Below are 17329 nucleotides of genomic sequence, written 5' to 3'. Positions count from 1 at the left end.
ACCGGCTCCAGTGGCCGGTTTTTTCATGCGTGGGTTCAGGGTATTTCGACCCCTTCGACCATCAGCATGTCGATCAGGCGAATCAGCGGCAGGCCGATCAGGCTGGTGGCGTCCGGGCCTTCGGTGCTTTGGAACAGGCTCACGCCCAGGCCTTCGGCCTTGAAGCTGCCGGCGCAGTCATAGGGCTGTTCGGCGTGCAGGTAGCGTTCGATGCGCGCGCTGTCCAGGGTGCGCATGTGCACGGTGAGCGGCACGCAGTCGACCTGGCAGTCGCCGGTCTGGCTGTTGAGCAGGGCGAGACCGGTCAGGAAGGTCACGCTGGCGCCGCTGGCGGCGAGCAGTTGTTCGCGGGCTTTTTCGAAGGTGTGGGGCTTGCCGATGATGCGCTCGCCCAGCACCGCGACCTGGTCGGAGCCGATAATCAGATGAGCGGGATGGCTGGCGGCCAGGGCCTGGGCTTTTTCCCGGGCGAGGCGCTTGACCAGCTCAACGGCGGGCTCGTCGGGGCGGCGGCTTTCGTCGATATCCGGCGAGCTGCAGATGAACGGCAGTTGCAGGCGCGCCAGCAATTCCCGGCGATAGGTCGAGCTTGAAGCGAGTAATAAAGGCAGCATGGGCATCTCCGAACGACAGGCGCGAATTCTAGCGAGGCCTGCAGGTGACGGACAGGGCCGAATTTCCTTTGACATGGCCGGGGGCATCCCTATAATGCTGCGCCTATGTTGAATGACCCGATTCCACCTCACGTTGACCCGCGCAAATTGGCTGACCGTGGCACCACCCTTCAAGGTGAATTGCTGCTGGCCAATTTGGAGAGACTTTGCGACCCGCTTTCCGACACTGTCGGTACGGTGCAGGCTAAACTCGTTTTTGAGCGAGATGAACGTAAATCTGTGGTGATCCACAGCTTTATCGACACCGAAGTCAAAATGGTTTGCCAGCGTTGTCTTGAGCTGGTCACCCTGCCGATCCATAGCGAATGCAGTTACGCTGTGGTGAAGGAGGGTGCGAATACCCAGTCGTTGCCGAAAGGTTATGACGTGCTGGAACTGGGCGAAGATCCTTTGGATCTGCAGTCACTGATCGAGGAGGAGCTTCTGCTCGCCTTGCCCATTGTGCCTGCTCATCATCCGGAAGAATGCCAGCAGCCGGCGGGTGCAGATGAACCCGAACCGAGCGAGGACGAGGTAACGCGGTCCAACCCGTTCAGTGTATTGGCGCAGTTAAAGCGTGACCCAAACGTTTAGGAGTTAATCAATTATGGCTGTTCAGCAGAACAAAAAATCCCGCTCTGCCCGTGACATGCGTCGTTCGCACGACGCTCTCGAGGCTAGCACCCTGTCTGTAGAAAAAACCACTGGTGAAGTTCACCTGCGTCACCACGTATCGCCAGAAGGCGTATACCGTGGCCGTAAAGTGATCGACAAGGGCGCTGACGAGTAATCACTTGTCCGCTCAAGTCATCGCGATTGACGCAATGGGCGGGGACTTCGGTCCCCGCAGCATTGTCCAGGCCAGCCTTGCTTGCCTGTCTGCTACTCCCTCGCTGCACCTGACCCTCGTCGGTCAACCCTCCCTCCTTGAAGAACTGATCGCTGGCCAGCCGGCTGTGGATCGCTCGCGCCTGTCGATTGCCCCGGCATCCGAAGTCATCACCATGGACGAAAAACCGTCCCAGGCCCTGCGCGGCAAGCCGAACTCGTCGATGCGCGTGGCCCTTGAGCTGCTGCGCGACGACAAGGTCCAGGCGTGCGTCAGTGCCGGCAACACCGGTGCGCTGATGGCGCTGTCGCGCTTCGTGCTCAAGACGTTGCCGGGCATCGACCGGCCGGCCATGGTGGCGGCCATTCCGACGCAGAAGGGTTATTGCCAGTTGCTCGACCTGGGCGCCAACGTCGATTGCAGCGCCGAACACCTGCTGCAATTTGCCGTGATGGGCTCGGTGGCGGCTGAAACCCTGGGCATCGTTCGTCCGCGCGTGGCCTTGTTGAACATCGGCACCGAGGACATCAAGGGCAATCAGCAGGTCAAGCTGGCGGCGACCTTGTTGCAGAACGCTCGCGGCATCAACTACATCGGTTTCGTCGAGGGCGATGGCCTGTATCGGGGCGAGGCGGATCTGGTGGTGTGCGACGGTTTTGTCGGCAACATCCTGCTCAAGTCCAGCGAGGGGCTGGCGACCATGATCGCCGGGCGCATCGAGGCGCTGTTCAAAAAAAACTTTGCATCAAAAATGGTCGGCGCCATGGCGCTGCCGTTGATGAAACGCCTGCAGGCGGACCTCGCTCCGGCGCGGCATAACGGCGCAAGTTTCCTCGGTTTGCAGGGAATTGTGGTGAAAAGCCATGGATCTGCCGGAGTTCAGGGGTTTCAGAGTGCTATTTCGCGAGCCCTGATCGAGATCCAGGAAAACCTGCCGGAACGCATTCACGGTCGCCTCGAGGATTTGTTGCTTTAGGCGTTTTCGTCGGACAATGCTTAAATGTGACCGCTTGGTTCAATTGGCCATCCAAACTGTCAGTTTCTGGTGCCCCCAAAGCGGGACGCCATTTCTTCGACGACAAGATCATTAGGGGCTTGTTTAATGTCTGCTTCCCTCGCATTCGTCTTTCCAGGACAGGGTTCGCAGTCCCTCGGCATGCTGGCCGAGCTGGGCGCGGAACATCCAGTGGTCCTCGAAACCTTCAAAGAAGCATCCGATGCGCTCGGCTACGACCTGTGGGCACTGACCCAGCAGGGGCCGGAAGAGCTGCTCAATCAAACCGATAAAACCCAACCCGCCATCCTGACCGCCTCCATCGCCCTGTGGCGCCTGTGGCTGGCCGAAGGGGGCGCGCGTCCTGCGTACGTCGCCGGTCACAGCCTGGGTGAATACAGCGCGCTGGTCGCTGCCGGCAGCCTGACCCTCGCTGAAGCGGTCAAGCTGGTCGAACGTCGTGGCCAGTTGATGCAGGAAGCCGTTCCGGCCGGGCAGGGCGGCATGGCTGCCATCCTCGGCCTGGAAGATGCCGACGTCCTGGCTGCCTGCGCTGAAGCCGCGCAAGGCGAGGTGGTCAGCGCCGTCAACTTCAACTCCCCTGGCCAGGTGGTCATCGCCGGTGCCAAGGCTGCGGTCGAGCGCGCCATCGAAGGCTGCAAGGCCCGTGGTGCCAAGCGCGCCATGCCGCTGCCGGTCAGCGTGCCGTCGCACTGCGAACTGATGCGCCCGGCGGCCGAGCGTTTTGCCGAGGCCGTCGCGGCCATCAACTGGCAGGCGCCGCAGATTCCACTGGTGCAGAACGTCAGCGCGCAGGTGCCGGCCGATCTGGAGACCCTCAAGCACGATCTGCTGGAACAGCTCTACAAGCCTGTACGCTGGGTAGAATCGGTTCAGACCCTGGCTGCCAAAGGCGCGACCCAGCTGGTCGAATGCGGTCCTGGCAAAGTACTGGCCGGCCTGAACAAACGTTGCGCCGAAGGCGTATCGACATCCAACCTCAATACCCCAGATGCCTTCGCTGCCGCCCGTGCAGCGCTGGCCTGAATCAGGAGAAGCTTGCATGAGTCTGCAAGGTAAAGTTGCACTGGTCACCGGCGCGAGCCGCGGTATCGGCCGGGCCATCGCCCTGGAACTGGGTCGTCAGGGTGCCATCGTTGTCGGCACCGCGACCTCCGCCTCGGGCGCCGAGCGCATTGCCGCCACCCTGAAGGAAAACGGTATTCAAGGCACGGGCCTTGAGCTCAACGTCACCAGCGACGAATCCGTCGCGGCCGTGCTGGCGAGCATCCAGGAGCAGTTCGGTGCGCCGGCGATCCTGGTCAATAACGCCGGTATCACCCGCGATAACCTGATGATGCGCATGAAAGACGACGAGTGGTACGACGTGATCGATACCAACCTGAACAGTCTATATCGGCTGTCCAAGGGCGTTTTGCGTGGCATGACCAAGGCGCGTTGGGGTCGAATTATCAGTATTGGCTCTGTTGTGGGTGCCATGGGCAACGCAGGCCAAGTAAACTATGCCGCCGCCAAGGCAGGCCTGGAAGGTTTCAGTCGTGCCATGGCGCGTGAAGTCGGTTCGCGTTCGATTACGGTCAACTCGGTGACCCCTGGGTTCATCGACACCGATATGACCCGCGAACTGCCCGAGGCACAGCGTGAAGCCTTGCAGACGCAAATTCCGCTGGGCCGTCTGGGGCAAGCGCAAGAGATCGCGTCCGTGGTCGCTTTTCTTGCATCCGACGGTGCGGCTTACGTTACTGGGGCTACAATCCCGGTGAACGGCGGGATGTACATGTAGGTTAAAATGTGACGGATTGCTTCAAAAAAATGTCATACGAGCTGTCTAAAATCCGTTATAAAGCTGCAATCTATTTATAGGCAGAGGGTCACCGGGTACGGGGAGCGAAGCTTTCAGTTGAAAAGCTGAAAAGCCTTTCTATACACTTACCCACTGGCCAGCTGCCTGAATTTGTCCATTAGGAGTGAAAACAAGGTATGAGCACCATCGAAGAGCGCGTCAAGAAAATCGTTGCCGAGCAACTGGGTGTTAAAGAAGAAGAAGTGATCAACACTGCTTCCTTCGTTGAAGACCTGGGTGCCGACTCCCTTGACACCGTTGAGCTGGTGATGGCTCTGGAAGAGGAATTCGAGACCGAAATCCCTGACGAAGAAGCTGAGAAGATCACTACCGTACAAGCTGCAATCGACTACGTTAACTCCCACCAGGGTTAATCGTTTGTAATCGTTGCTTGCTGTCGTGGAAAAACCGCACTGCCGTCACGGCGTGCGGTTTTTTCTTTAGGCCTGATGCAAAGTCGTCATTAGAAAAAGGAGAGTGTTGTGTCGCGTAGACGCGTCGTAGTCACCGGTATGGGTATGTTGTCGCCACTGGGCACCGATGTGCCAAGCAGTTGGCAGGGCATTCTGGCTGGCCGCAGTGGCATTGGTCTGATCGAACACACCGACCTTTCTGCCTATTCCACCCGTTTTGGCGGCTCGGTAAAGGGCTTCAATGTCGAGGAATACCTGTCGGTCAAGGAAGCTCGCAAGCTTGATCTGTTCATTCAGTACGGTCTGGCGGCCGGTTTCCAGGCGGTGCGTAATGCCGGCCTCGAAGTCACCGATGCCAACCGTGAACGCATCGGCGTGGCCATGGGTTCGGGTATTGGCGGTCTGACCAATATCGAAGACACCAGCCGCACCCTGCATGATTCCGGCCCACGGCGGATTTCTCCGTTTTTCGTGCCTGGCTCGATCATCAATATGATTTCCGGTTTCCTGTCCATCCACCTGGGCGCACAGGGACCCAACTACGCCATCGCCACGGCCTGCACCACCGGTACGCACTGCATTGGCATGGCTGCACGCAACATCATGTACGACGAAGCCGACGTGATGATCGCCGGTGGCGCCGAGATGGCCGCTTGCGGCCTGGGCATGGGTGGCTTCGGTGCCTCCCGCGCGCTTTCCACCCGCAATGACGAGCCGACCCGTGCCAGCCGTCCATGGGACAAGGGCCGTGACGGCTTCGTCCTGTCCGACGGCGCTGGCGCGCTGGTGCTCGAAGAGCTCGAACACGCCAAGGCTCGCGGTGCGACCATCTATGCCGAGCTGGTTGGCTTCGGCACCAGTGGTGATGCGTTCCACATGACCTCGCCACCGGCGGACGGTGCCGGCGCCGCGCGCTGCATCAGCAACGCCCTGCGCGATGCGAAGATCAATGCCGATCAGGTCCAGTACATCAACGCCCACGGCACCTCGACGCCGGCCGGTGACCTTGCTGAAGCCTGCGCGATCAAGTCGGTGTTCGGTGATCACGCCTACAAGCTGGCCGTGAGCTCGACCAAGTCCATGACCGGTCACCTGCTGGGTGCGGCGGGCGCGGTCGAGGCGATCTTCAGCGTGCTGGCGATCAACAGCCAGGTAGCACCGCCGACCATCAACCTGGATGAACCGGACGAAGGCTGCGACCTCGATTTCGTGCCGCACACCGCGCGCAACATGGATATCGACGTGGTGATCTCCAACTCCTTCGGGTTTGGCGGTACCAACGGCTCGCTGGTGTTCCGCCGGTTCGCGGGCTGATGGACTGCTGGGTCGACGGTCAGCCGGCGCAGGCTCTGTCGCTGAAGGATCGCGGCCTGGCCTACGGCGATGGCCTGTTCGAGACCATTGCCGTGAAGGGCGGCCAGCCGCTGCTGCTGGACCGCCACCTGTCGCGCCTGGCACTCGGCTGTTCGCGACTGGCGATCAATGCCGATCAGGCGCTGATTCGCGACGAGCTGCTGGCCTATGCCGGCGCATTGGGTGAGGGCGTGCTCAAGCTCATCGTCACCCGTGGCGATGGCCTGCGCGGCTATGCCCCCGACCCCTCGGCCCAGGCCCGACGCATTCTCCAGGGTAATCCGCCGGCGGCTTACCCTGCCATTCACGCGCAGCAGGGCGTGCGCCTGTTCCCCTGCACCACGCGCTTGTCCGCGCAGCCGCTGCTCGCCGGGCTCAAACACCTGAATCGACTGGAGCAAGTGATTGCCCGTGCCGAATGGCAGGACACCGAGCACGCCGAAGGCTTGATGCTGGATGAAGCCGGGCGGGTGATCGAAGGCGTGTTCAGCAATCTGTTCATCGTGCGCGACGGCGTGCTGATCACCGCCGATCTCCAGCGCTGTGGCGTTGCCGGGGTGATGCGTGCCGAATTATTGTTTCAAGCCGAGTCATTGGCGATCCCCGCGCAAATCACCGACATCAGCCTCGAACAGCTGCACGGGGCCGATGAAGTCTTTGTCTGCAACAGCGTGTATGGCGTTTGGCCGGTGCGCGCCTATGGCGACTGTCACTGGCCGGTTGGGCCGCTCACCCGTAAACTCCAAACCCTTTCCCGCGCGCTACTGGATGCTTGATACGTGAGACGTAAACTCTTGCTGTTGCTGGAAACCGGACTGGTTCTGGCGGGGTTGTGTCTGGGCGCTTCGGCCTGGAAGATCCACTCGGCACTGCAACAGCCACTGAACATTACCCAGAAAGAGCTGCTGGACGTGCCCAAGGGCACCACACCGACCCGCACCTTCTACCGCCTCGAAGCCGACGGCGTCATCAAGGACGCGTTCTGGCTGCGTGTGTACTGGCGCTTCAACCTGGCCGGCCAGCCATTGCACAGCGGCGAGTACCGCATGCAACCGGGCATGACCGTCGACGGCCTGATCGACCTGTGGAAACGTGCGGAAATGGTTCAGTACAGCCTGACCCTGGTCGAAGGCTGGAATTTCCATCAGGTCCGTGCGGCCCTGGCCAAGGCGGAAAAACTCGACAAGACGCTGGAAGGCTTGAGCGACAGCGAAGTGATGGACAAGCTCGGCCACAAGGGCATCTTCCCCGAGGGGCGATTCTTCCCGGACACTTACCGTTTCGTGCGCGGCATGACCGATGTCGAGCTGCTGAAAAAGGCCTATGATCGCCTCGATGAAGTGCTGGCCAAGGAGTGGGAGCAGCGCTCGGCGGACGCCCCCTACACCGAACCTTATCAAGCGCTGATCATGGCTTCGCTGGTGGAGAAGGAAACCGGTGTGCCGCAGGAGCGCGGGCAGATCGCCGGCGTGTTCGTGCGCCGCCTGGGCCTGGGCATGTTGCTGCAGACCGACCCGACCGTGATCTATGGCCTGGGTGATCGTTACAACGGCAAATTGACCCGTGCCCATCTCAAGGAGGTCAACCCGTACAACACCTACATGGTCGCGGGCCTGCCGCCGACACCGATCGCGATGGTCGGCCGCGAAGCGATCCATGCGGCGCTGAATCCGGTGGCCGGTGACAGCCTGTATTTCGTGGCGCGCGGCGATGGCAGCCACGTGTTCTCCGATGACCTGGATGCCCACAACAACGCGGTCCGTGAATTCCAGCTCAAGCGTCGCGCCGACTATCGCTCCAGCCCGGCGCCCGTTGCGGCACCGGCGGCGAACGGCGAGACGAATGGCGAGCCGGCAGCGATTCCACCGGCTTCGCCAGACACCGCTCCGCAGGCGTTGCCACCGGTGACGCCTGCGCCAGCCGAAGAACCGGCCAAAGAACCTGCTGACGCGCCTGCACCTGCCGACGCCGCGCCGCAAGGCTCGCAATGAACATGACTAAGGACTGCCTGTGACTGGCTTGTTTATTACTCTGGAAGGCCCTGAAGGCGCCGGCAAAAGCACCAACCGCGAGTACCTCGCCGAGCGCTTGCGCGCTGCCGGTCTTGAAGTGGTGCTGACCCGCGAACCGGGCGGCACGCCCCTGGCCGAACGCATTCGCGAAGTGCTGCTGGCGCCGCTCGACGAGACCATGGACGCGGACACCGAGCTGTTGCTGGTGTTCGCCGCCCGTGCCCAGCACCTGGCCGGGGTGATCCGCCCGGCACTGGCCCGTGGCGCCGTCGTGCTGTGTGATCGTTTTACCGATTCGACCTACGCCTATCAGGGCGGTGGCCGTGGCCTGTCGCTGGAGCGCATCGCCACCCTGGAAACTTTCGTCCAGGGTGACCTGCGCCCGGACCTGACCCTGATTTTCGACTTGCCGGTGGAAGTGGGCCTGGCCCGCGCCAGCGCTCGCGGACGCCTGGACCGTTTCGAACTGGAAGGCCGGGCGTTCTTCGATGCCGTGCGCGGGGCATTCCTCAAGCGGGCCGAGGCGGATCCGGCGCGTTACCTGCTGGTGGACGCCGCGCAGCCGCTGACACAGGTTCAGCGGTCGCTGGACGACCTGCTGCCGCGTCTGCTGGAGCTGACCCGTGGCTGAAGCCTACCCGTGGCAGGACGGCCTCTGGCAGCAACTGGCCGGTCGCAAGCAGCATGCTCACGCCTATTTGCTGCATGGCCCTGCGGGGATCGGCAAACGCGCGTTGGCCGAACGCTTGATGGCGCAGCTGTTGTGCCAGCAGCCGACGGCGCTCAATGCCTGTGGTGAGTGCAAATCCTGCCTGCTGCTCAAGGCCGGCAGCCACCCTGACAACTATATTCTCGAGCCGGAAGAGGCGGACAAGGCGATCAAGGTCGACCAGGTGCGTGATCTGGTCAGCTTCGTGGTGCAGACCTCGCAGTTGGGCGGGCGCAAGGTGGTGCTGATCGAGCCGGTCGAGTCGATGAACATCAACGCCGCCAACGCCTTGCTCAAAAGCCTTGAGGAGCCGTCCGGCGATACCGTGTTGCTGCTGGTGAGCCACCAGAGCAGCCGTTTGCTGCCGACCATCAAGAGCCGTTGCGTGCAACAGGCCTGCCCGTTGCCGAGCGAGGCCGCGAGCCTGGCCTGGCTGGCGAACGCGTTGCCCGATTGCAATGAGGAACAGCGAATCGAACTGCTGACCCTGGCGGCGGGTTCGCCCCTGGCAGCGGTCAGCCTGCATGCCCAGGGTGTGCAGGAGCAACGGGCGCTGGTGGTCGATGGCGTGAAGAAACTGCTCAAGTCACAGCAATCGCCCACGCAACTGGCTGAAGGCTGGAATGCGGTACCGCTGTTATTGCTGTTCGACTGGTTCTGCGACTGGTCGAACCTGATCCTGCGCTACCAGTTGACCCAGGATGAAGCGGGGCTGGGGCTGGCTGACATGCGCAAGGTCGTGCAGTACCTGGCGCAGAAAACCAGTCAGGAAAAGACCCTGAATATCCAGGACTGGATCCTCGCCCAGCGCCAGAAAGTCCTGAGCAAGGCCAACCTCAATCGCGTGCTGCTGCTGGAAGCCCTGTTGGTGCAATGGGCGTCTTTACCTATCCAGAAGTGATCGACTGTGCCTAGACTCTGAGTACCAGCAGTGGAGGTCAGCATGAATGAAACCGAGAATCAGGGGCCGCGCAACGGCATTTTGTCCTTGACCATCAAGGACAAATCCGTGCTTTACGCCGCCTACATGCCTTTCATCAAGAACGGAGGCCTGTTCATCCCGACCAACAAGAGCTACAAGTTGGGCGACGAGGTGTTCATGCTGCTGAACCTGATGGACGAGCCGGAGAAAATCCCGGTGGCCGGCAAGGTCGCCTGGATCACGCCCAAAGGTGCCCAGGGTAACCGCGCCGCTGGCGTCGGCGTGCAGTTCAATGACGGTGACAATGCCGCGCGCAGTCGAATCGAAACCCATCTGGCCGGAGCCCTGAAATCCGACCGTCCCACCCATACGATGTAAGTTGCCCCTTTTTTATGCTTGTAGATTCCCATTGCCACCTCGATCGCCTTGACCTCGCCGCCCACGACGGCTCCCTCGACGCCGCACTCGAAGCGGCCCGGCAGCGCGGGGTAGGGCACTTCCTGTGCATCGGCGTCAGCGCCGACAACGCCGCCGACGTCAAGGCCCTGGCCGAACGCTACGACGATGTCGACTGTTCGGTGGGCGTGCATCCGCTGGACGTGCAGCCCGGTGCCGCCCCGGCGCTGGACTGGCTGTTGCAGGAGCTCAATCACCCGCGCGTGGTGGCGATCGGTGAAACCGGCCTGGATTATCACTACGAACCGGAAGCGGCGCAGTTGCAGCAGGAGTCGTTCCGCCTGCACCTGCAAGCGGCTCAGCAGACCGGCAAGCCGGTGATCATCCACACCCGGGGCGCCCGCGCCGATACCCTGAACCTGTTGCGTGAGGCTGCGCTGCCCCAGGCCGGCGTCCTGCACTGTTTCACCGAAGACTGGGAGATGGCCAGGGAGGCTCTGGACATGGGTTATTACATTTCTCTGTCCGGCATCGTCACCTTCCGCAACGCCGATGCACTGCGCGATGTCGCCAGTAAAGTGCCTGCCGATCGTTTGCTGGTGGAAACCGACTCGCCGTACCTGGCGCCGATTCCCCATCGGGGCAAGCCGAACCTGCCGCAATATGTGCGGGAAGTGGCAGAGTTCCTGGCGATGTTGCGCGGGGACTCCTATGAGCGATTTGCCGAGCAGACGACTGAAAACTTCAAGCGCCTGTTCCCGCTGGCACACGTGAAAGGCTGAATTTCAGGCAAAAAAAACCCGGGTTCTGGGGGGTGAATCCGGGTTAAGACCATTAGGAGTAAAACAATGGTACGCGGTCCGTTGGTACCAATATCGTCGCGGCACTTGGGGGAGATGCCCCGCCGACAGTTGAAGTATTGATCAGGATTGCGCCGAGTCCAGTTCACCGGTCGCGGTTTTTAAACAATTTTGGAATACGCCCGCTTCGGAAGCGTTCTCATTAAAAGCTGACCTTGTCACAAATCATCGCGAAACACAGATATGCGCCGATGATCCGTGCATTTTTGCGCAAGTTAGGCATAATACGCGGCTTCGAATTTTGACCCCGACAGACCTTTCTCATGCATAAAGAACCTCGTAAGGTCCGTGAATTTCGTCGCCGTGAGCAGGAAATTCTCGATACCGCGCTCAAGCTGTTCCTCGAACAAGGTGAAGACAGTGTCACCGTCGAGATGATTGCTGATGCCGTCGGTATCGGCAAAGGCACGATCTACAAGCACTTCAAGTCCAAGGCCGAGATCTACCTGCGCCTGATGCTCGACTACGAGCGTGATTTGAACGAGCTGTTGCATTCGGCCGACGTCGACAAGGACAAGGAAGCCCTGTCCCGGGCCTACTTCGAATTCCGCATGCGCGATCCGCAACGCTACCGCTTGTTCGATCGTCTCGAAGAGAAGGTGGTCAAGGGTAACCAGGTGCCGGAGCTGGTCGAGGAGCTGCACAAGATTCGCGCTTCGAACTTCGAACGCCTGACCCTGCTGATCAAGGGGCGGATCAGTGAAGGCAAGCTCGAAGACGTTCCCCCTTATTTCCATTACTGCGCGTCCTGGGCGCTGGTGCACGGCGCGGTGGCGCTGTATCACTCGCCGTTCTGGAGCAATGTGCTGGAGGACCAGGAAGGTTTCTTCCAGTTCCTGATGGACATCGGCGTGCGCATGGGCAACAAGCGCAAGCGCGATACCGACACCCCGAGCAACTGAGTTATCTGGTTGCGTCATCGCGCCATGATTTTGCTATATGGCGCAGTACCTCAGGAATATACTCAGGCATAGGACTTGCTAAAACTTGATTTGTGAGTCAAGTTTTGTCGTGTCCGATTTCCCTGTGCCGGAGTGATCATGATCGTTGACCGTCAAGGCAGGCGTTTCCGCAATCTGCGAATCAGCCTGACCTCAGCCTGCAATTACGCCTGTACCTACTGCGTGCCTAACGGTAAGCGGCTGGTGGCTGCGCAGGATGAACTGTCGGCCGAGGCCATGGCGCGCGGTGTGGCGTATCTGATCGAAGCTGCCGGCATCGAGCGTTTGCGCATTACCGGTGGCGAGCCGCTGGTCAGTCCCAAACTCGAAGCGTTCATGGCCGCCGTTGGGCAGATGGGGCTCGAAGACATCAGCCTGACGACCAATGGTCAACTGCTGGCGAAAAAGCTGCCGTTGCTGGTAGACGCCGGCATCCGCCGCCTCAACGTGTCCCTCGATACCCTGGATGCCGGCGCGTTCCGCGGCATTGCCCGTGGCGGCGATCTGGCCACGGTGCTCGACGGCATGGCTCAGGCCAGCGCTGCCGGGATGAAGATCAAGGTCAACATGGTGCCGTTGCGCGGGCAGAACCTGGATCAGGTGATGCCGCTGCTCGATTACTGCCTGGAGCGCGGCTATGAGCTGCGTTTCATCGAGTTGATGCGCATGGGCCACCTGGCCAGCGATTCCAACGCATTCCTGCAACAGTTTGTCAGCCTGCAACAGTTGCTGAGCCTGATTGGCGAGCAGTACGAATACCTCCAGGCCGACGCGCCTGTGGATGCCACGGCGGTGCGCTACGAGATCCCGGGGCAGGGCTACTTCGGCGTGATTGCCAACGAAAGCGTGCCGTTCTGCCGTACCTGCTCGCGCTTGCGCCTGTCGTCGACCGGCTGGCTGCATGGCTGTCTGTCGTCGAGCAACCGTCACTATGTCGGCGATTTGCTGGACAAACCACGCCACCAGGCCTTGCCGGCCTTGCAGCGCCTCCTGGTCAAGGCCCTGGGCGACAAGCAGGACGTGGCTTTTTCCGGTGGTGCGACCGTCATGAAGATCATCGGCGGCTGATCCATTTTTCGCGAGCAGGCTCGCTCCCACAGGGTTTAATCCAGACCCTGTGGGAGCGAGCCTGCTCGCGATTGCGATTCAACAGTCACCTCATCTGTTGAGCTGGCGCGGAAGCTGCATCCCCTGGCCATTCGCCGGTTTTCCGACACCGGCCTCTGGAGGGTAGGATGCGTAGCCTGGTTTTGCTGCTGGCCGTTTTGGCGCTTGGTGGCTGCATGAATGTCAGCGATATGGCCGAAGGGACTCGCTACCACATGAGCGATGCGGGCCTGCTCGACCATAGCGACAGCCGTCGGGTGAACAACCTGCGCATTCAGCCGGACTCCTTCGTTTACATTGCCCAGGGTGCCTTCGCGCCGCCCAACAGCGCCGTGTATCCACGCCCCAACGTCATCGCCGAAGTGGCGTTCGACGGTTTCATCGAATACTTCCCGATGGTCCGCCGCGCGCGGGCGCCGGAAGGCCTGGACGAAGCCATGGGCGAGGCCCGCGCGGTGGGCGCGCACTATCTGCTCTACACGCGTTTCGCCAAGGCGGACGACCGTATCGGCAACTCCGATGAATGGCTGGACCAGGAGGCCGTGGATCGCCTCGGTGTCGATACCGGCGTCATTCAGATCATGTTGATCGAGACCAGCACCCAGTATTTGATTGATACTGCACGCATCAAGAGTCGTGGCGGTTTACTGACGTTCCACGACAAAAAGCCGGAAGACCTGATGGGCCCGCCGCTGGAACAGTACGCGCGCAGCCTGCTGGGGCTCAGCGACCAATAAATTTCAGGAGAACGCCATGAGTGGCCCGCAAAAAGCCAACGACTTGCTGGGGCAGATCCCCAAGACCCAAGGCTTGCCACCGGTCCACTTATGGAACCCCGCGTTCTGCGGCGACATCGACATGCGCATCGCCCGCGACGGCACCTGGTATTACCTGGGCACGCCGATCGGACGCAAGCCGATGGTCAAGCTGTTCTCCACCATCATCCGCCGCGACGGCGATGATTACTTCCTGGTGACCCCGGTCGAGAAGGTCGGGATCACCGTCGATGACGCCCCCTTTGTCGCCGTCACCCTGCAAGTGCAGGGCGAGGGGGAGGCGCAGGTGCTGAGCTTCACCACCAATGTCGAAGAGACCACCGAGGCCGGCGCCGAGCACCCGATTCGCGTGATGATCGACCCGGCGACCCAGGAGCCTGCCCCCTATGTCCATGTGCGCAGCAACCTCGAAGCGCTGATTCATCGCAATGTGTTCTACCAGATGGTGGAACTGGCGGTGAGCCGGGAGATTGACGGGCAGCGATGGTTGGGGGTTTGGAGTGGGGGGCAGTTTTTCCCCATTGGTCTTGAGCCCTGAAGACCCCGCGCATCAAGACATCCCTCACTGTGGGAGCGAGCCTGCTCGCGATTGCTGTCTGCCAGTTGTTGAAGTAGTGACTGACACACCGTAATCGCGAGCAGGCTCGCTCCCACAGTGGGTAATGTTCGCCAAATCCTGAAAATTCAAATTGACACCCAATCGTATGATGATTAGCGTGGGCCACCACAGCGATCAGCTTTCGAGGTGTCCATGTCCAGCAGCTTTCACGCATCGACGGTCGATTGGCTGGGTCGCCGGATTGCCGCGGGCCAGGTGAAGCCGGGCGAAACCCTCAAGGTCGAAGCCGATCTCGGCGAACAACTGGGTGTCAGCCGCACCGTCATCCGCGAAGCCATCAAGACCCTGGTCGCCAAGGGCATGCTCGAAGTCGGGCCCAAGGTCGGCACGCGGGTATTGCCGGTGCGCCGCTGGAACCTGTTCGATCCGCAAGTCGTCGGCTGGCTGTCGCGCAGTGGCCTGCCGGAAAATTTCGTCGACGACCTGCTCGACCTGCGCCGCACCATCGAACCCATGGCCGTGCGCTGGGCCTGCGAGCGCGCGACAGTGGAGCAGGTCGACGCCATTCTGCTGGCCTACAACGCCCTGGAGCGTGCCGTCAGCAGCGGTGTCGACTACAACCGCGCCGATCGCTTTTTCCACGAATGCATCCTGGCCGCCAGCCATAACCAGTTCATCGAACAGATGGTTCCGGCCCTCGGCGCGTTGCTGGCGGTGTCGTTCGAGGTGTCCGCCGCTGACCCCGACGAGCTGCGCCGCACGTTGCCCACCCACAAGGAAATGGCTGATGCCATCGCCGGCCGTGATTCGGCGCGAGGTGTGTGGGCCTGCATGACCCTGATCGACAACGCCGACCTGGCCATCAAACGGTTTTACCCACAAGTCATGGCCGACAAAAAAGCCGGTTGACCCCGCTTGCCCCCTATAAGAACAACAATGCCGGAGGTTTCATGAGTTGGACCGCAGTCACCGAACACCGCGCGCAACTGGGCGAAGGCCCGTTCTGGGATGCCCCCACCCAGGCGCTATACTGGGTCGATATCATCGGCCGTCAGGCCCTGCGTCTCATCGGCGCCAATGTGCAGATCTGGCAGATGCCCGAGCACGTGTCTGCGTTCATTCCCTGTGAACAGGGTGATGCGCTGGTGACCTTGAGCAGTGGCGTCTATCGGCTGGATCTGGATTCGCCAGGGCTCGAACCGCGGCTGACACTGTTGTGTGTCGCCGATCCGCAACCGGGCAACCGTGGCAATGAGGCCCGTTGCGATGCCCAGGGCCGGCTCTGGCTGGGCACCATGCAGAACAACATTGGTGAAAACGGCGAGGACCTGCCGCTGGTGCGACGTTCCGGTGGCTTGTTTCGCATTGACCGTGATGCACGGGTTACGCCATTGCTGCGCAGCCTGGGCATTCCCAACACCCTGCTGTGGGGCGACGACGGCACCACGCTGTATTTCGCCGACAGCCTGGATGCCACGATCTACCGGCATTTCATCCGCACCGATGGCAGCCTCGAGCCGGCACAGGCATGGTTCGGCCCGCATCAGCGCGGCGGCCCCGACGGCTCGGCGATGGACGCCGAAGGTTTTATCTGGAATGCGCGCTGGGATGGCAGTTGCCTGCTCCGGCTGACGCCCGAAGGGCAGGTGGATCGGATCATCGAGCTGCCGATCAGCCGCCCCACCAGTTGCGTGTTCGGTGGTCCGGAACTGAAAACCCTGTACATCACCAGTGCTGCAAGCCCGCTCGGGCACCCGCTGGATGGGGCCGTACTGGCGCTTGAGGTGGATGTGCCAGGAAAACGCTGTACGAGATTTGCCGGTTAAATCCCAAAATATGGGATGTAAAATTATATATTGAGATTATTTGCCGGTCAGGTTTATAGTCGGCTCCATCAGTTGCACGCACTCACACTTAAAAGAACAAGACGGGTGAAGTGATGAAACGATTTACCTACAGGTTTTTCAACCGGACATCGACCGATGCCCGGTTTTTGTCGTGCCTGAAAAAGGGAGTTCGGGCACATGGCTGAGCGTCTTTCGCTGCCTGCGGTGCCCGAGCCGCCGAAGGGCGAGCGCCTGAAAGACAAGGTCGTGCTGCTGACCGGCGCCGCCCAGGGCATCGGTGAGGCCATTGTCGCAGCCTTCGCCTGCCAGCAGGCCCGTCTGGTCATCAGTGACATCCAGGGTGAAAAAGTCGAAACGGTGGCGGCGCACTGGCGCGACCGGGGCTTCGATGTCCAGGCAATCCGCGCCGACGTGTCCAGCCAGCAGGACCTGCACGCGATGGCGAAGCTGGCGGTCGAGCGCCATGGCCGCATCGACGTGCTGGTCAACTGCGCCGGCGTCAATGTGTTCCGCGATCCGCTCAAGATGACCGAAGAGGACTGGCGCCGCTGCTTCGCCATCGACCTGGACGGCGCCTGGTTCGGATGCAAGGCGGTGCTGCCGCAGATGATCGAGCAGGGCGTCGGCAGCATCATCAACATCGCCTCGACCCATTCCAGCCACATCATTCCCGGCTGCTTTCCTTACCCGGTGGCCAAGCATGGCCTGCTCGGCCTGACCCGCGCGCTGGGCATCGAGTACGCGCCCCAGGGCATCCGGGTCAACGCCATCGCTCCGGGCTACATCGAAACCCAGTTGAACATCGACTACTGGAACGGTTTTGCCGACCCGCATGCCGAACGCCAGCGCGCGCTCGACCTGCATCCGCCGCGCCGCATCGGCCAGCCGATGGAAGTGGCGATGACCGCCGTGTTCCTGGCCAGCGATGAAGCGCCGTTCATCAATGCTGCATGTATCACCGTCGATGGTGGTCGCTCGGTGCTGTATCACGACTGAGTAACCGGGCCTACAGGCGCAGAAGTACGCCTGTAATCCAATCATCATACGATATGACTATTCGCTGTAACGCTTGATTGGCTTTTCAACTAAACGCT

General features: G+C 61.2%; 21 protein-coding genes. 20 read left to right on the top strand and 1 reads right to left on the bottom strand.

The window, feature by feature from the left end; genetic code table 11:
• Window positions 1-35 precede the first annotated feature (35 nt).
• The gene (locus ABVN20_RS06185; RefSeq protein ID WP_368554653.1) at window positions 36-614 is read right to left on the bottom strand and encodes a nucleoside triphosphate pyrophosphatase; all 579 of its coding nucleotides are present in this window, start codon (window positions 612-614) and stop codon (window positions 36-38) included.
• 105 nt (window positions 615-719) lie between these two features.
• On the opposite strand from ABVN20_RS06185, the gene ABVN20_RS06180 reads away from it, so the two are divergent.
• The 20 genes from ABVN20_RS06180 (at window position 720) to ABVN20_RS06085 (ending at window position 17231) form a co-directional block, all read left to right on the top strand.
• On the top strand, window positions 720-1247 hold the full coding sequence (locus ABVN20_RS06180; RefSeq protein ID WP_368554651.1) for a YceD family protein: 528 nt from the start codon (window positions 720-722) through the stop codon (window positions 1245-1247).
• Window positions 1248-1260: 13 nt separating this feature from the next.
• Complete coding sequence (gene rpmF / locus ABVN20_RS06175; protein ID WP_003179396.1) at window positions 1261-1443, top strand: 50S ribosomal protein L32; 183 nt, start codon at window positions 1261-1263, stop codon at window positions 1441-1443.
• A gap of 4 nt (window positions 1444-1447) precedes the next feature.
• Complete coding sequence (gene plsX, locus ABVN20_RS06170) at window positions 1448-2458, top strand: phosphate acyltransferase PlsX (RefSeq protein WP_368554649.1); 1011 nt, start codon at window positions 1448-1450, stop codon at window positions 2456-2458.
• Between the two features lie 126 nt (window positions 2459-2584).
• Window positions 2585-3523, top strand: a complete 939-nt coding sequence (gene fabD / locus ABVN20_RS06165; RefSeq protein WP_368554647.1) for an ACP S-malonyltransferase — start codon at window positions 2585-2587, stop codon at window positions 3521-3523.
• A gap of 16 nt (window positions 3524-3539) precedes the next feature.
• Window positions 3540-4280, top strand: a complete 741-nt coding sequence (gene fabG, locus ABVN20_RS06160; RefSeq protein ID WP_368554646.1) for a 3-oxoacyl-ACP reductase FabG — start codon at window positions 3540-3542, stop codon at window positions 4278-4280.
• 197 nt (window positions 4281-4477) lie between these two features.
• A complete protein-coding gene (gene acpP, locus ABVN20_RS06155; protein ID WP_368554645.1) occupies window positions 4478-4714 on the top strand; it encodes an acyl carrier protein in 237 nt (78 codons plus the stop codon).
• A 108-nt stretch (window positions 4715-4822) separates the two neighbouring features.
• Window positions 4823-6067 carry a beta-ketoacyl-ACP synthase II gene (fabF, locus tag ABVN20_RS06150; protein ID WP_368554643.1) on the top strand — a complete coding sequence of 415 codons (1245 nt, stop codon included), beginning with the start codon at window positions 4823-4825 and terminating at the stop codon, window positions 6065-6067.
• Window positions 6067-6882, top strand: a complete 816-nt coding sequence (gene pabC / locus ABVN20_RS06145; RefSeq protein ID WP_368554642.1) for an aminodeoxychorismate lyase — start codon at window positions 6067-6069, stop codon at window positions 6880-6882. Before fabF ends, pabC begins: the two co-directional genes overlap by 1 nt.
• A 3-nt stretch (window positions 6883-6885) precedes the next feature.
• A complete protein-coding gene (mltG, locus tag ABVN20_RS06140) occupies window positions 6886-8097 on the top strand; it encodes an endolytic transglycosylase MltG (protein ID WP_368554640.1) in 1212 nt (403 codons plus the stop codon).
• A 19-nt stretch (window positions 8098-8116) separates the two neighbouring features.
• Window positions 8117-8749 (top strand): dTMP kinase, encoded by a 633-nt coding sequence (tmk, locus tag ABVN20_RS06135; RefSeq protein WP_368554639.1) that lies wholly within the window; start codon window positions 8117-8119, stop codon window positions 8747-8749.
• A complete protein-coding gene (locus tag ABVN20_RS06130) occupies window positions 8742-9728 on the top strand; it encodes a DNA polymerase III subunit delta' (RefSeq protein WP_368554637.1) in 987 nt (328 codons plus the stop codon). Before tmk ends, ABVN20_RS06130 begins: the two co-directional genes overlap by 8 nt.
• 42 nt (window positions 9729-9770) lie before the next feature.
• A complete protein-coding gene (locus tag ABVN20_RS06125; RefSeq protein ID WP_368554635.1) occupies window positions 9771-10127 on the top strand; it encodes a PilZ domain-containing protein in 357 nt (118 codons plus the stop codon).
• Window positions 10128-10141: 14 nt separating this feature from the next.
• Complete coding sequence (locus ABVN20_RS06120) at window positions 10142-10927, top strand: TatD family hydrolase (protein ID WP_368554634.1); 786 nt, start codon at window positions 10142-10144, stop codon at window positions 10925-10927.
• Between the two features lie 341 nt (window positions 10928-11268).
• Window positions 11269-11907, top strand: a complete 639-nt coding sequence (locus tag ABVN20_RS06115) for a TetR/AcrR family transcriptional regulator (protein ID WP_368554633.1) — start codon at window positions 11269-11271, stop codon at window positions 11905-11907.
• Between the two features lie 138 nt (window positions 11908-12045).
• The gene (locus tag ABVN20_RS06110; RefSeq protein ID WP_368554632.1) at window positions 12046-13014 is read left to right on the top strand and encodes a GTP 3',8-cyclase MoaA; all 969 of its coding nucleotides are present in this window, start codon (window positions 12046-12048) and stop codon (window positions 13012-13014) included.
• A gap of 167 nt (window positions 13015-13181) precedes the next feature.
• Window positions 13182-13790 carry a DUF4823 domain-containing protein gene (locus tag ABVN20_RS06105; RefSeq protein ID WP_368554631.1) on the top strand — a complete coding sequence of 203 codons (609 nt, stop codon included), beginning with the start codon at window positions 13182-13184 and terminating at the stop codon, window positions 13788-13790.
• A gap of 16 nt (window positions 13791-13806) precedes the next feature.
• A complete protein-coding gene (locus ABVN20_RS06100; protein ID WP_368554630.1) occupies window positions 13807-14367 on the top strand; it encodes a DUF1285 domain-containing protein in 561 nt (186 codons plus the stop codon).
• Window positions 14368-14580: 213 nt separating this feature from the next.
• Window positions 14581-15297: a FadR/GntR family transcriptional regulator gene (locus ABVN20_RS06095; protein ID WP_368554629.1), complete on the top strand. Its 717-nt coding sequence runs from the start codon at window positions 14581-14583 to the stop codon at window positions 15295-15297.
• A 41-nt stretch (window positions 15298-15338) separates the two neighbouring features.
• On the top strand, window positions 15339-16214 hold the full coding sequence (locus tag ABVN20_RS06090; RefSeq protein WP_368554628.1) for an SMP-30/gluconolactonase/LRE family protein: 876 nt from the start codon (window positions 15339-15341) through the stop codon (window positions 16212-16214).
• Between the two features lie 198 nt (window positions 16215-16412).
• Complete coding sequence (locus ABVN20_RS06085) at window positions 16413-17231, top strand: SDR family oxidoreductase (protein WP_368554627.1); 819 nt, start codon at window positions 16413-16415, stop codon at window positions 17229-17231.
• Window positions 17232-17329: the final 98 nt, after the last annotated feature.

The sequence above is a fragment of the Pseudomonas sp. MYb118 genome (assembly GCF_040947875.1).
Taxonomy (GTDB): Bacteria; Pseudomonadota; Gammaproteobacteria; order Pseudomonadales; family Pseudomonadaceae; genus Aquipseudomonas.
This window is presented reverse-complemented; position numbering and strand designations above follow the sequence as displayed.

Bases quoted from the DNA above. Each gene is read 5' to 3' on its own strand.
- ABVN20_RS06185 (WP_368554653.1), bottom strand. From the start codon at position 614: ATGCTGCCTTTATTACTCGCTTCAAGCTCGACCTATCGCCGGGAATTG.
- ABVN20_RS06180 (WP_368554651.1), top strand. From the start codon at position 720: ATGTTGAATGACCCGATTCCACCTCACGTTGACCCGCGCAAATTGGCT.
- rpmF (WP_003179396.1), top strand. From the start codon at position 1,261: ATGGCTGTTCAGCAGAACAAAAAATCCCGCTCTGCCCGTGACATGCGT.
- fabD (WP_368554647.1), top strand. From the start codon at position 2,585: ATGTCTGCTTCCCTCGCATTCGTCTTTCCAGGACAGGGTTCGCAGTCC.
- fabG (WP_368554646.1), top strand. From the start codon at position 3,540: ATGAGTCTGCAAGGTAAAGTTGCACTGGTCACCGGCGCGAGCCGCGGT.
- acpP (WP_368554645.1), top strand. From the start codon at position 4,478: ATGAGCACCATCGAAGAGCGCGTCAAGAAAATCGTTGCCGAGCAACTG.
- pabC (WP_368554642.1), top strand. From the start codon at position 6,067: ATGGACTGCTGGGTCGACGGTCAGCCGGCGCAGGCTCTGTCGCTGAAG.
- ABVN20_RS06125 (WP_368554635.1), top strand. From the start codon at position 9,771: ATGAATGAAACCGAGAATCAGGGGCCGCGCAACGGCATTTTGTCCTTG.
- ABVN20_RS06120 (WP_368554634.1), top strand. From the start codon at position 10,142: ATGCTTGTAGATTCCCATTGCCACCTCGATCGCCTTGACCTCGCCGCC.
- ABVN20_RS06115 (WP_368554633.1), top strand. From the start codon at position 11,269: ATGCATAAAGAACCTCGTAAGGTCCGTGAATTTCGTCGCCGTGAGCAG.
- ABVN20_RS06110 (WP_368554632.1), top strand. From the start codon at position 12,046: ATGATCGTTGACCGTCAAGGCAGGCGTTTCCGCAATCTGCGAATCAGC.
- ABVN20_RS06105 (WP_368554631.1), top strand. From the start codon at position 13,182: ATGCGTAGCCTGGTTTTGCTGCTGGCCGTTTTGGCGCTTGGTGGCTGC.
- ABVN20_RS06100 (WP_368554630.1), top strand. From the start codon at position 13,807: ATGAGTGGCCCGCAAAAAGCCAACGACTTGCTGGGGCAGATCCCCAAG.
- ABVN20_RS06095 (WP_368554629.1), top strand. From the start codon at position 14,581: ATGTCCAGCAGCTTTCACGCATCGACGGTCGATTGGCTGGGTCGCCGG.
- ABVN20_RS06090 (WP_368554628.1), top strand. From the start codon at position 15,339: ATGAGTTGGACCGCAGTCACCGAACACCGCGCGCAACTGGGCGAAGGC.
- ABVN20_RS06085 (WP_368554627.1), top strand. From the start codon at position 16,413: ATGGCTGAGCGTCTTTCGCTGCCTGCGGTGCCCGAGCCGCCGAAGGGC.